Consider the following 13,299-nt stretch of genomic DNA (forward strand, 5'->3'; position numbering starts at 1 on the left):
TAACAAAATCCGATGTCGCTTGCTCTAGGGTAAACGCGCAGCCCGCAGCATTGGCGTTCAGAACCCCTCGGTCGAAGTGAACAGCCCGACGCGCAAATCCTTGGCGGTGTAGATCTCGCGGCCATCGACGCACATCACCCCGTCGCCGATGCCCATGACCAGGCGATTGTTGATCACGCGCTTGAGGTCGATGCGGTACTGCACGAGCTTGGCGCTGGGCAGCACCTGTCCGGTGAACTTGACTTCGCCGACACCCAGTGCCCGGCCGCGCCCCGGCGCGCCGATCCAGCCGAGATAAAAGCCCACCAGCTGCCACATCGCATCCAGCCCCAGGCAGCCGGGCATCACCGGGTCGCCCTGGAAGTGCACCTTGAAAAACCACAGGTCCGGGTGGATGTCGAGCTCGGCCAGGATGTGGCCCTTGCCGTAGGTGCCGCCTTCGTCGGTGATCAGGGTGATGCGATCCATCATCAGCATCTCGCGCAGCGGCAGTTGCGCGTTGCCGGGGCCGAACAGGCGGCCTTCGCCGCAGGCGATCAGATCGTCTTTGCTGTAGGAGGAGGGTCGGGTCATGGAGGAAGTCGCGGAACAATCCGGGCATGTTAGAGCAACACTGAACAAGTCCCCTTCGCGCTGCGCATCCGGGCTGCGGGCAGTCTGCCGTGTTGCACCTCCTCGCCATCGCTGGGCGAGGGCTGTGGTGTGCGTCTTGCATCCCATCCCGCAGCTCGGTGCGCAGCACCAGAAGGGCTGATGCAGTGTTGCCTTGGCGGCGACCCCGTCGCGCGCTGCTAAAGTCTGTGCATGATCGGACGACTGCACGGCACACTGCTCGACAAATCCCCGCCGCAAATCCTGCTCGATGTCGGCGGAGTGGGTTACGAGGTCGATGTGCCGATGAGCACGCTCTACGACCTGCCGGCGGTCGGGCACACCGTGACCCTGCTGACCCACACCGTCATCCGCGAAGACGCGCACCTGCTCTACGGCTTTGCCACCGCAGGCGAGCGCGCCACCTTTCGCGAGCTGCTCAAGATCAGCGGCATCGGCCCACGTATTGCGCTGGCGGTGCTCTCGGGGCTGAGCGTGACAGAGATCGCGCAGGCGGTCGCGCAGCAGGATGCGGCGCGCTTCACCCGCGTGCCCGGTATCGGCAAAAAAACCGCCGAGCGCCTGCTGCTCGAACTCAAGGGCAAGCTAGGGCCCGATCTGGGCGGCGGTGCCACGGCCGCTGCCGCCGGCAGCCTGTCGGATGTGTTACAGGCCCTGATCGCACTGGGCTACTCCGAGCGCGAGGCGGCAGCCGCGGTCAAGGCGTTGCCCGAAGGCTGCAGCGTGGGCGACGGCATCCGCGCCGCGCTCAAGAGCCTGGCGCGGTAGGTCTGTAAGCAGGCTGTATCGCCTGCAAGCAAGTGTTTCCGTGGCCGCGCCGGTCACGTAGCCGTCATACCGGCTTCCAAGAATGGGATCGTCTGAAGATCCGGCGCCGTGCGGCCCGTCACCTTCGTTCACAACCCTGAGGGAGTCTCTCATGTTGCGCAAAACTCTTCTGGCAACCGCGGCTGTGGCCGGGGTGGCCGCCTGCCTGGCCGCCTGCGGCGGCGGCTCCAGCGCCGCTACCGTGCCCGGCACCAACTACACCGCGGCGCGCGCCTTTCCCACGGCCACGCCGATCAAGCATCTGGTCGTGCTGTATCAAGAAAACGTGTCATTCGACCACTACTTCGCTACCTATCCCACGGCCACTAACCCGGCGGGCGAACCGGCGTTCACCGCCAAGGCCGGCACGCCTGCGGTCAACAATCTGGTCAGCGCCAATCTGCTGAGCAACAACCCCAACTTCACCAACTCCATCAACGGCACCGATGCCGCCGAGCCCTACCGTCTCGACCGCACCCAGGCTGCCACCGCCGACCAAAACCACGCTTACACCGCCGAGCAACAGGCTTACGACGGCGGCAAGGCCGACCTGTTCCCCAAATACACCGGCGCGGCAACGACGGGCGGCGTGGGCGCCTTCGGTACCAAGGGCCAGGTCATGGGCTATTTCGACGGCAACACCGTCACCGGGCTGTGGAACTACGCGCAGAACTTCGCCATGAGCGATGACGCTTATACCGACACCTATGGACCGTCCACCCCGGGCGCGCTCGAGGCGGTGAGCGGCCAGACCAATGGCGTGAATCTCGTCGCGACCACGGACCAGCCTTTTACCCTGAGCAAGTATTCGTACTACATCAGCGACGGGCAGGGCGGCTACACCATGATCAACGATGTCGATCCGGCCTATGACATCTGTTCCAGCCCAACGAATCAAGTCTCGATGTCGGGCAAGAACATCGGCGATCTGCTCAACGGTAAGAACATTTCCTGGGGCGGGTTCATGGGCGGGTTCAACCTTGGTGTGACCAACCCCAACGGCACGACGGGCTGCAAGCGCAGTACCTTCTCACCAGTCGTCAACTCCACTGTGGGCGACTACATCCCGCACCACAACTGGTTCCAATACGACAAGAGCACGGCCAACCCCACGCATGCCCGCCCGAGCTCGATCTTGGCTATCGGCCACACCCTGGAGACTGACAACAAGACCGTCGATCCGGCCAACCACGAATATGGCCTGCGGGACTTTTTCGCCGCAGTGAAGGCCGGCAATATGCCTGCTGTGGCCTATCTCAAGGCCCCGGCCTTCGAAGATGGCCACGCCGGCTATTCCGATCCGCTGGACGAGCAGGCCTTCGTGTCGCAAGTCGTCAACTTCCTGGAGCAGCAGCCGCAGTGGAACAGCACCGCAGTGATCGTCACTTGGGACGATTCCGATGGTTGGTATGACCATGCGTTTGCCAACACCACCAATCCCTCCTTCGACAGCCAGGCTGACCAGCTCAATGGGGCGGGCGTGTGCGGCAAGGGCACGCCGCTGAGTGGCGTGAACGGCAAGCCGGTCAATGGCCGTTGCGGTCCGGGCACGCGCATTCCTTTCCTAGTGATCTCGCCCTGGGCCAAGACCAACTATGTGAGCCACACGCCCATCAGCCAGGCGTCCATCGTGCGGTTCATCGAGGACAACTGGCTCGGCGGTCAGCGCCTGGGCGGTGGATCGTTCGACACCACGGCGGGGTCGATCAACAACCTGTTCGACTTCACCAAGTCGGTGGGCAGCGTGCCCAAGGTGTTCATCGATCCGGTACAGGGCACGGTGCTGAGCACTCCGCCTGCGGGCAGCCTGACACCGCAGTTCGACGTCTCGCTGTTCACCAAGCAAAGCTGATCGGCTGAACAGGCCTTCGCTGCAGACCGCGCCCCGCTTGGGGCGGTCTTTTCCGCGGGTTTCGTCCGTGACGTGACTCGCGGAACAGACTGAAATTCGCCGTGCAGCCGCACCATGTCCGTTACCTCATCTCTCCATGCCGTCGCTTCTTCGGCCGCTGCGCAGGCGCCTGCGAGCAGGCCGTGCTGCCGCTCGCACTGGGCACGCCGCCTGGCCATTGCGCTGGTCGCTGCCCTTGCGGGGGGCGGCGGCGCGCTGGCCTGGGGTATGCGAGAGCAGCCGAGCATTCCCCCCATCGATTGGCTGCAGCATCCGGTGCAGTGCTTTACTTTCGCGCTCGGCGGCAACCCCCACCCGGTGCGGCTGGTGCTGCCGCCACGGCAGCCGCTGTCGGCCGTGGCGCTGCTGGGTAGGCAGTTGTTCTTCGACACCGCATTGTCGGCATCAGGCAGGCAGTCGTGCGCCTCCTGCCACGATCCAGCCACCGACTACGGCCCGCCACCGGGCAGTGGGCCGGTGATGCTGGGCGGGCCGAATATGACCTCATCCGGCTTTCGCCCGCCGCCGTCGCTGGCCTACCTCTACCGGCAGCAGAATTTTTCCATCGGCCCCGACAACGACACCAACGAAAGCACCACGCTGACCCAGCTGATCCAGGCCGCGCAGGGGGCCCACCGCAGCACCAAGACTGCCGCCGCCACTGCACAGGCCGCGCAGAATCTGGTGCCGCAGGGCGGGTTGTTCTGGGACGGGCGGGCCAATACCCTGCAGCAGCAGGCAGAAGGGCCGCTGTTCAATCCGGTGGAAATGGACGCCGGCAGCCCGCAGCGGGTGGCTGCGATCATCGAACGCCAGCCGTATGCGCATGACTTCGTGCAGCTGTTCGGCCCCAATGTGTTCGACAGCCCGCAGCAGGTGGTGGCCGAGGCGCTGTTCGCCATTGCCCGGTATCAGATCGAAGACCCGAGCTTTCATGCCTTCAGCAGTAAGTTCGACGCCTGGCTGCAGGGCAAGGCGCGGCTGTCACCGCAGGAGATGCGCGGCTACCTGGCGTTCAATGACGTGAAAAAGGGCGACTGCGCCGCCTGCCATCTGGACAAGCCGACCGCGGACGGTCTGCCGCCGCTGTTCACCGACACCCAGTACGAGGCGCTGGGTGTGCCGCGCAATCCACATATTCTGGCGAACCAGAACCCGCACTACTTCGATATCGGGCTGTGCGGCCCCTTCCGGACCGACCTGAAAAACCAGACTGCCTACTGCGGCATGTTCCTTACCCCCACGCTGCGCAATGTGGCGCAGCGGCCGGTGTATTTCCATAACGGGGTTTATCACTCGCTCAAGCAGGTGCTGGACTTCTACAACTTCCGCGATGTGCAGCCGGGCAAGATCTATCCCACCGTGGACGGCCAAGTGCAGAAGTACAACGACTTGCCGCTGCCGTACCGCGCCAACGTGGACGTGACAGATCCGCCGCTCAACCGCAAACCGGGCGAACAACCCGCGATGACCGCGCAGGACATGCGCGACATCATCGCCTTTCTCAAGACACTGAACGACGGCTATCGCCCGTCCAGCCCCGCCTCTTGACGTTCACGCAGCGAGCGCCGGCGGATTCAGTCGTGCAAGCAGCATGGCGAGCAGACCTTGCAGGTCGGCGCTGCGCTGGCTTTGCAGATGCGAGCGCAGTGCGCCCTCGGGCGACACCCATTGCAGTGTGCCGCAGCGGCGTACAGCCAGGCCACGCTGCCGCGCACCGCGCACCACCGCCCATTCGCTGCCCGGTTGCGAATGCAGCAGCACCTGTCCGAACGCGGCGGCGATCGCCCGCAGCTGCACGGCATCGGGTGTGCCCAGCTGCGCCAGGGTGCGCTGCAGCAAGGGCAGGTCGTGCTGAGAGCCGCTGAGCAGTTCCGCGTCACAGCAGCGCTGCACCAGCGCGTCGGCTGTAAGCAGGTCCTGCGCGAGTTGGCGAGAATCTGCTGGTTCCAGATCACGCAGTTGCATTGCAGTCTCCTCGATCAGGCCGTTCTCACACGACCTTTTTACGCTGTCCGACATGACGCGACAAGCACAACCAGTGCAAACTGCTCGGGTATCGCCTGTTGGTGCCGGCCGAGGTCGCGGCCAAACTGGGGTTTGCCGACCAGTCGCATCTGCACCGGCTGTTCAAGCATGCGTTCGGCGTCAGGCCCAGCGGTTATCCGTCGGCAAGAATGTTCAACCCAGATTGTCATTGGGGTTTGAAGGGCAGGCAGATGCAGTGGCGGCCAGCCCGGCGCTGACCTGTGTGGGGTTGCAGTTTGCGCTGGCGGCGCTCACCGCGGCGGTGGTTGCGCTCCTCGCGCATGGCCTGCCGCTGCGTCTTCGAGCGCAGGTTTGCCCCAGAGAAAACCTTGCCCCCAGTCGATGCCGATGTCGCGCATCTGCGCGGCCTGTGCCTCGGTTTCGATGCCCTCGGCGATGGTGCGGATGCCGAGCTCGCGCGCCATTGACTGGATGCTGCGGATCACGGTCAGCGCGCGTGGGTCGGCTTGCGCGCGTTGCACCAGCTCCATTTCGATCTTGAGGTAGCGCACCGGCAGGTCGAGCAGGTAGAGGAAGGAGGAGTAGCCGCTGCCGAAATCGTCGATCGCCAGCTCGAAGCCGATATCGAGCAAAGCCTGAAGCTGCGCCAGAGTGGCCTTGCGGTCCCGCAGCAACTGGCGCTCGGTGATTTCGAGGATCACTGGCAGTTCGCCCTGGCGCTGATGCTGGCAAGCGACGCAGTGGGCGTGCGCCAGACCGAGCAGGCGGTCGACGCAGTCTTTGCGGCTGAGGAAGTCGGCCGAGCAGTTCAGCAGATGCCGGATCGGCCTGCATCCTGCGGTGTCGGCGTTGATCTGAGCGCAGTGCGCCAGCGCCTGCTCGATCACCACCCGGTCGATGCGGTGCTCGAGCCGCAACCGGTGCGCTGCCTCGATGAAGCGACCGGCCGGCTCGACCTTGCCATCCTCGGCGACCAAGCGCGCCAGCGCCTCGTAACCGATCACTGCGCCGTGCTGCAGGTCGATCAGCGGTTGGTAGGCCACGCGCAGCCGGCTCTCGGCCAGTGCGTCCTGCAGCCGCGCGCCCAGGCTGAGCACGCTGCTTTGCGCATCCAGCGGTGAGCGCACCGCGTTGCGTCCGCTGCGCTTGGCGTCGTACAGCAGCGAGTCGATCTGCGCCAGCAGCCGCTCGGCGCTGTCGTGGGGATTCTGCCAGGCGATGACGCCAAAGCTGGCGGTCAGCGCGATCTGCCGCTGGCCGAGCTGCAGCGGCCGTGCCGCGATGCGTTCGCGCAGACGCTCGGCGGTCTGGATCGCGCCGCCCAGATCCACCCGTGGTAGCAGCACCAGAAACTCCTCACCACCCCAGCGGCCGATGCGGTCGACCTCGCGCAGACTGTCGCGCAGCAACCGCGCCAGATGCACCAGCGCGCTGTCTCCTGCCGAATGGCCGTACGAGTCGTTGAGCAGCTTGAAGCGGTCGATGTCGAGCAGGATCAGGCCAAACGGCTCGCCCAAGGTGCGTGCGCGCGCCAGCGCATCGTCGAGCACCTCACGCATACCGTAGCGGTTGAGCAGGCCAGTGAGGGCATCGTGACGCACCGCAAGTTCGAGCTGCTCCAGGGTGTGCGACTGGCGCAGCGCGGCGCGGGCCAGATCGACGAAGGCACGAAACGGCGCCAGACCGACACGCTCGAAGTAGTCGGGCTGATCGGCGTAGAACACCACAACGCCAATCTGGTCTGCCGGCAGATCGTCGAGCCGCATGGCAATGGCCTCGCCAAAGCCATGACGCCGCGCCGCTACGCGCCACGGGCGGTAAAACGACAGGCGGCTGATGTGCATCCAGGCGATTTCGCGCCGCAATATGGCCTGAAAGACCGGCCCCTTGCGCGTGAGCCAGTTGCGGTCGATGCGTAGTTGATGAGCGTAATCGCTGGCCGGGCCGGCGTAGATTTGTGGCCGGATTTCCTGTGTCTGCGGCGTGCCGATCCAAATCCAGGCTAGCCGGATGTGCGGGCTGGCGGCCACCAGCGCCTCGCACAGATGCCGCAGCACGGCGTCGCCGCTGGCGCTGTCGACCAGGCGGGTGGCGTGTTGCAGCAGCGCAGCGTTGATCCGGCTGGCTTCGCCATCCACCGGGGTGGTGGAGAAGCCTTTGAGGCCGGGCGGTGCAGACGTGGTCATCAACGGGTCATTTGACCGCGGCCAGGCGTTTTTCCACTTCCTCCTGCGGCAGAGCGCCTTCCATGCGGCTGCCGTCCAGGAAGATCAGCGTGGGGGTGGAGGAGATGCCCAGCTTGTCGGCCAGCGCGATATTGGCCTGGAGCGGATCGGCGCAGTTGGCCGCGGCCTTGGGCGGCTGCACCTGATTGTCCATCCAAGCCAGCCAGGCTTTGCTGCGGTTAGGTGCGCACCAAATGTCACGTGCCTGCTGCATCGATTCGCGACGGATGATGGGCACGACGAACACGTGCAGTGTGACATTGCTCATTTTCTGCAGCGTGGCCTCCATCTTGTGGCAGTACGGGCAGTACGGGTCTTCGAAAATCGCGATCTGCCGTTTGCCGTTGCCGAACACCAGCGGGAAAGAGTTCTTGAACGGCAGGTCCTTCCAGTTCACCCGGCGCAGCTCGTCGATGCGCGCCTTGGTGACATTGACCTGGGTCTTGGTGTCGAAAATCTCGCCGGCAAATAAAAAGCTGGCATTGGCGTCGGTGTAAAACAGCTTGTTGCCGATGTCCACCTCATACAGCCCGGCGTACGGCGTCTTGATGATCTTGGCATCGGCGGGCAGGCCCGGCATGACCTTGTCGAGTGCCGCGCGGACTTCCGCCGGGGTTTGCGCCAAGGCGGCGGTGGACAGGGTGACCAGGCTGAGTGCGGCTAGACGCAGCAGGCGCAGCACGGGGTGAAAGGGCGGACGGTTCATGAGGGCAGCGCGCGCAGCGCGTCAGACAGAATAGGGAAGGCCAGAAGCATAGCGGCTGAGCAGTTGCTTGAGCGGCAGCAGGGCATTGGCCGCATGCAGGCCCAGGGCACGTAGCGGCGCGGGCACCGGGCTGTGTGCGGCGTACAGCCGTGCCAGCGCATCGGTCGCGGTGGCTAGCGCCAGCACCTGTTCCGCGCGGGCGCGGGCATACCGCCGCAGCAGCCGCGGATCGTTGATCGCCTGCCCTGCCGGACGCTGCTGCAGGGTGTGCGCCAGCACCTGCACGTCCTGCAGGCCGAGATTCAAGCCTTGCCCTGCCAGGGGGTGGACACGGTGTGCGGCGTCGCCGATTAGCACCAGATCGTCGGTCGCGGTGCGGCGGGCGAGCTGGCGCTGCAGCCGCCAAGCGCTGGCGCCGCCGGTGGGCTGCAGCGGCCCGAGATGCTGCGCCCGTAGCGCCGGCAGATGGGCACCGACCCGGCTTGCGAGGTCGTCCGGCGGCAGTGCGAGCAGTTCTTGCGCCAGCGCCTCGGGAGCTGACCACACCAGCGACACCATGTCGCGGCCCTGTAGCGGTGCCAGCGGCAGCAGGGCGATCACCCCGCCGTCGGCAAAGGTCTGGAAGGCCACACCATCGTGCGGCGCGGCGCAGACGAAGTTGGCCACCACACCGCGCTGCACATAGTCGTGCACGTCCATTGGGATGCCAGCGGCTTTGCGCGCCTGGCTGTGTTCGCCGTCGGCGCCGATGAGCAGCGCGGCCTGCAGGCTGCGCCCGTCGGTGGTCTGCACCTGCCAGCCGGGGCGGTCGGCGCTGCGGGTCAGCCGTGCGGCCTGCGCCGGGTCGATTTGCACGCGGCGCTCGAAGCGCAGCGCCAGGTCGAGCGCAACCTCGATCGCGTCGGACTCGACGATCCACGCGAGCGCCTCGACCCCGCTCTCACGGGCCTGGAAGTCCAGCTGTGCGCCATCGGCGCGGATGCGCATGGCCTGCACCGGCTGCACGCGCTGTGGCGGAATCTGCGGCCACACCCGCAGCTGATCGAGCAATTGTCGCGATGCCGCGTTCAGCGCGTACAGGCGCCGGGTGTAGCGATCGGGCGGCAGGCCGGGCTGGACCGCTTGCGCGCCCAGCAGGGTCAGGGGCTGCCCGTTCTGGGCCAGGGCCAACGCGCAGGCCTTGCCGACGAGGCCGCCGCCGAGGATCAGGATGTCGCAAGAGGACGGGGTGGACATGGTGGGGGGCAGCGCGCCGCGCCGCAGAGACGATTCTGGAGTGTCGGACAAGCTGCCTAGAATCGGCAGCCATGTCCGACCATACAGCCCGCATTGTGCCGCCGAGCGATTTTCCCTGCGGCACGCGCTTGCACCATGCCTGAGCTGACCGCGCCGCAGCCGCCCGGGCCGGTGCCGTACAGGCGCTGGCTGGCCAGGCTGCTCAAGGCGCTGGTCGCGGCGGTGCTGGCCGCGATCATCCTGGTGGTGGGCGGGTTGAGCATCCTGCTGCTGACCTTCGATCCCAACCAGTACAAGGCCATGCTGATCCAGGTGGTCAAGGAGCGTGAGCACCGCACCCTGGCCTTGCCCGGCAATATCGCGCTGCAGCTATTTCCGCCGCTGACCCTGCGCACCGGGCCGTTCACCCTGAGCGAGCGCGACTCGAATGCAGTGTTCGCCCGCGCGGACGATCTGCGGCTGCACCTGGACTGGATGGCGCTGCTGCACCGCAAGCTGGTGGTCGACCGGGTGGTGATGGTCAGACCGCAGGTCCATGTGCTGCGTGACGCGCAGGGCCAGTTCAATTTTGCCGACCTGCTGCCCAGCGACCGGCCCGATGCCGCGCCGCGCAGCCCGCTGGGCCTGTCGGTGCATCGCCTGCAGGTCGAGCAGGGCGCACTGACCTATGACGATGACAAGGCGCAGGTGCATGGTGTGCTGTCCGCGCTGGATCTGGAACTCTCCGGGCTCGACGGCGGCATCCCGGGCAGCTTGCGCCTGGGCGCGAGCGCCCGCTTTGCCCGGCCAGCGCTGGTGGCCCGCGTCGATCTGCGCGGCAAGCTGCAGACCGATCCCGCGCAGCACAGCGTGGCGCTGTCCGACCTGAACCTGTCCTTGCAGGGGGACGGCTTTGGCCTGAAGGCCCTGCACAGCCGCATCGATCTGGCGCGCCTGGTGCTGATCACCCGCCAGACGCTGTCGGTGCGCCTGCAGCAGTGGCAGATGCAGACTACCGGGCGCAGCGCAGACGGAGTGATGCGCGCACAGGCCAGCCTGCCGCTGCTCGAACGCGACGGCGACGCGCTGCACCTCGGCGCGCTGCATGCCACATTGCAACTGCCCGGAATCGAGGCACAGCTCGGTACCGCCGAGGCACGCGGCAGCTCGAGCGCGCTGCGCATCCCCGCGGCGCAGCTGCAATGGCGGCATGGCACCGCAGGTCAGGCCGGTGCGCTGCAGCTCAGCGCAGCCTCGCCGCTGCAGATCGACCCGGCGCAATGGCGCCTGGACCTGCCGGCGCTGGCGCTGACCGGACAGCTCGTCACCGCCACGGCCGGCACGCACACCCTGGCGCTGCGGGGCACCGCGCACTATGCCGCGGCCGCCGGCGCTGCACCAGCCTCGGCGCAGTTTCAGCTGCAAGGCACGGTGGACGGCAGCGCAGTCAAGGCAGCGGGCAACTGGACACCGCCCGCCGCGCTCAAGCTCAACCTGGACGCCGACCGCATCCGCCTCGACGACTGGCTGCCGCCAGCCGCTGCAGGCGGGGCGCAGCCCCGGGCGCCGGCGCAAATACCGGTCGATCTGTCCGCGTTCGAGAACCTTGCGCTGAACCTGCAGTTCAAGGTCGGCAGTCTGCTGTTGGGGCAGCTGCAATGCAACGCGCTGCAGGGCACGCTCGGCAGCGACCGCACGCGGCTTATCTTGCAGCCGCTGAGTGCGCAGTGTGTCGGCGGCACACTCGGTACCTCGTTGCAGGTCGATCTGGCGAGCCGGCGTTTCACCCTGCACCAGACCGCGCGCGACGTCAGCGTGCAGCCCATCGTGCAGGCCCTGACGGGTCGGGACTTTCTGCTCGGCAAGGCCGGCTGGACGTTGGATCTCGCAGCGCAAGGCAAGACCCTGCAGGCGCTGATCGCCAGCCTATCGGGCAAGGCGCGGCTGGACGTGCGCGACGGCGCACTCAAAGGCTTCGATCTGGCGCAACTGCTGCGCCACGCCCGCACGAATCTAGCCGCGCGCCGCAACGCGCGGTTCGTCATCACCCCGGGCGAGCGGACCGACTTCGCTACCCTGGGCGTGTCTTTTGCGCTGCAGGACGGCGTGGCGCAGAGCGCCGACCTGTCGATCCAGGCGCCGCCGATGCGGGTGGCTGGCGAAGGCTGGCTCGACCTGCCCGCGCAGCGCATGGACTGGCTGCTGCTGCCCACCGTGGCCGGCCCACTGCAAGGAAAGTTTGGCGCGGAACTCGCACCGCTGCGCACGGTGACCGTGCCGATCCGCCTCAGCGGCCGCTTTGCCCAGCCGGACAACACCGTGCTGTGGGCGCAGGCCGGCACCCAAGTGCCGCGTCAGGCACTCAAGAACAGCCTGCAGGACGCACTGCGCAGGCAGCGCGCGCCTTCGCCGGCCGAGGCGAAGCAGCGCACTGCTCCCGGATTGTTCAAGGGCTTGCTGCCTTGAAGGTCAGAAGTTGCGACTTCTCACAGCCGCAGCACCACCGGCCAGTCCGGCAGCTCGTTGTGCTTGCGTGCCTCGGGCCGCGGCGGGACATGCTGCGCCAGCAGTGCGCTCACGCCGGCTACGCCCTGCAGCGCCGCTTCCTGGAACCGGCCTTGCCGCAGTAGCGCTTCCATGCCGCGGCAGACCTGTTCCCAGGCCGATGGCTCCACCCGCCGGGCGATGCCGCGGTCGGCGACGATTTCCACCGCGCGGTCGGCCAGCAGCAGATAGATCAGTACCCCGTCGTTGTCCTCGGTGTCCCACACCCGCAGCAGCGAGAACAGATCGATGGCGCGATCGCGCGCCTGACATCCCTGCCAGAGCTCGGGCAGATCGAGCGCACCTTCGACGACAAAGCGAATCTCACCGCCATGTTGCAGCTCGGCGGCGTGGATTGCCGCGGCGATGGTTTGCAGCGTGGGCATCGCAAAAGCGCGACGTGCCCGCCAGGGCGCAAACCCGAGATGTCGGACCAGACGCTTGAGTTGCATCTCACCACCGGCCCGAGGCGCCGCCTCCGCCAAACCCGCCGCCGCCACCGCTGTAGCCGCCGGAACCCGTGCCAAAGCCGCCACCGCCGAAGCCGCCAGGCCCCCCGCCCAAGCGCATGCCGCTGAACACCGCGAAGAAAGCGGCAACACCCATGACGATGCCCAGCAGCAACGAACCGACCAGCCACCAGCCCACGAACCCGGCCACCAGCCCGGCTAGTCCGGAGCCGACCGCGCGGCCGAGCGCTGCGCGCAGCGCCGAGCCGATGGCGATCGCGGCAAGCAGCAGGAACATCGCCGTCTCCAGCGAAGCGGTGCGGTCCGCAGACGGATTGGTCGCCGTCGGCGGCGGCAAGGGCTCGCCGTCGATCCGTTGCATGATCTGCCGCACCCCGGCCTGCAGCCCGCCGTAAAAGTCGCCCTGGCGGAACAGCGGGGCGATGGTCTCAGCAACGATGCGCTTGGCGATCGCGTCGGGAATCGCGCCTTCCAGACCGTAGCCCACTTCGATGCGCATGGCGCGGTCGTCCTTGGCCACCAGCAGTAGCACGCCGTCGTCCACGCCCTTGCGCCCGAGTTTCCAGGCGTCTACCACGCGGATGCTGTATTGCTCGATCGCCTCCGGCGCGGTGCTGGGCACGATCAGCACCGCGATCTGGCTGCCCTTGCGCGCGGCAAAGTCACGCAATTCTTGATCGAGCGTGGCCGCCTGCTGTGCGGTCAGTGTGCCGGTCAGATCGGTCACCGGCGCGGTCAGCGCAGGGATGGGCGCCAGCGCCGCCTGCGCGCCGGTCATTAGGCCGCACAGCAGCGCTGCTGCCAGCCAGCAGCGCCAGATGGCGCGCAGCAGGTTCATGC

General features: G+C 66.8%; 12 protein-coding genes. 5 read left to right on the forward strand and 7 right to left on the reverse strand.

The annotated features are described in order from the left end of the window. Positions 1–57: 57 nt before the first annotated feature. Entirely contained in the window at positions 58–573 is a 516-nt protein-coding gene (gene fabA, locus ACZ47F_RS05570) for a 3-hydroxyacyl-[acyl-carrier-protein] dehydratase FabA (protein ID WP_464926293.1), read from the reverse strand. A 231-nt stretch (positions 574–804) separates the two neighbouring features. Between fabA and ruvA the strand changes: the two genes are divergently transcribed. The 3 genes from ruvA to ACZ47F_RS05585 all read left to right on the forward strand — a co-directional run bounded on the left by ruvA (position 805) and on the right by ACZ47F_RS05585 (position 4,861). After that, positions 805–1,380, forward strand: coding sequence for a Holliday junction branch migration protein RuvA (gene ruvA / locus ACZ47F_RS05575; RefSeq protein ID WP_464926294.1), 576 nt, complete (start codon positions 805–807; stop codon positions 1,378–1,380). Between the two features lie 151 nt (positions 1,381–1,531). Next, positions 1,532–3,271 (forward strand): phospholipase C, encoded by a 1,740-nt coding sequence (locus tag ACZ47F_RS05580; protein ID WP_464926295.1) that lies wholly within the window; start codon positions 1,532–1,534, stop codon positions 3,269–3,271. A 114-nt stretch (positions 3,272–3,385) separates the two neighbouring features. After that, positions 3,386–4,861, forward strand: coding sequence for a cytochrome-c peroxidase (locus ACZ47F_RS05585; protein ID WP_464926296.1), 1,476 nt, complete (start codon positions 3,386–3,388; stop codon positions 4,859–4,861). A 3-nt stretch (positions 4,862–4,864) separates the two neighbouring features. Here ACZ47F_RS05585 and ACZ47F_RS05590 read toward each other — a convergent pair whose 3' ends face one another. Then, a complete protein-coding gene (locus tag ACZ47F_RS05590; RefSeq protein ID WP_464926297.1) occupies positions 4,865–5,278 on the reverse strand; it encodes a DUF3806 domain-containing protein in 414 nt (137 codons plus the stop codon). Positions 5,279–5,379: 101 nt separating this feature from the next. On the opposite strand from ACZ47F_RS05590, the gene ACZ47F_RS05595 reads away from it, so the two are divergent. Then, positions 5,380–5,556 carry an AraC family transcriptional regulator gene (locus ACZ47F_RS05595; RefSeq protein ID WP_464926584.1) on the forward strand — a complete coding sequence of 59 codons (177 nt, stop codon included), beginning with the start codon at positions 5,380–5,382 and terminating at the stop codon, positions 5,554–5,556. Positions 5,557–5,589: 33 nt separating this feature from the next. On the opposite strand, the gene ACZ47F_RS05600 is transcribed toward ACZ47F_RS05595, so the two are convergent. From ACZ47F_RS05600 to ACZ47F_RS05610, 3 genes are read right to left on the reverse strand one after another with little or no spacing between them, the layout of a single operon-like run. Further along, positions 5,590–7,485, reverse strand: a complete 1,896-nt coding sequence (locus tag ACZ47F_RS05600; protein WP_464926298.1) for a putative bifunctional diguanylate cyclase/phosphodiesterase — start codon at positions 7,483–7,485, stop codon at positions 5,590–5,592. A 7-nt stretch (positions 7,486–7,492) separates the two neighbouring features. Next, a complete protein-coding gene (locus ACZ47F_RS05605; RefSeq protein ID WP_464926299.1) occupies positions 7,493–8,230 on the reverse strand; it encodes a DsbC family protein in 738 nt (245 codons plus the stop codon). Positions 8,231–8,251: 21 nt separating this feature from the next. Then, entirely contained in the window at positions 8,252–9,466 is a 1,215-nt protein-coding gene (locus ACZ47F_RS05610) for an FAD-dependent monooxygenase (RefSeq protein WP_464926300.1), read from the reverse strand. Between the two features lie 135 nt (positions 9,467–9,601). On the opposite strand from ACZ47F_RS05610, the gene ACZ47F_RS05615 reads away from it, so the two are divergent. Next, positions 9,602–11,911, forward strand: a complete 2,310-nt coding sequence (locus ACZ47F_RS05615) for an AsmA family protein (RefSeq protein ID WP_464926301.1) — start codon at positions 9,602–9,604, stop codon at positions 11,909–11,911. 20 nt (positions 11,912–11,931) lie between these two features. Here ACZ47F_RS05615 and ACZ47F_RS05620 read toward each other — a convergent pair whose 3' ends face one another. Further along, entirely contained in the window at positions 11,932–12,441 is a 510-nt protein-coding gene (locus tag ACZ47F_RS05620) for a TPM domain-containing protein (protein ID WP_464926302.1), read from the reverse strand. 1 nt (position 12,442) lies between these two features. Beyond that, complete coding sequence (locus ACZ47F_RS05625; RefSeq protein ID WP_464926303.1) at positions 12,443–13,297, reverse strand: TPM domain-containing protein; 855 nt, start codon at positions 13,295–13,297, stop codon at positions 12,443–12,445. Positions 13,298–13,299 lie beyond the last annotated feature (2 nt).

It is taken from the genome of Thiomonas islandica (assembly GCF_055383445.1).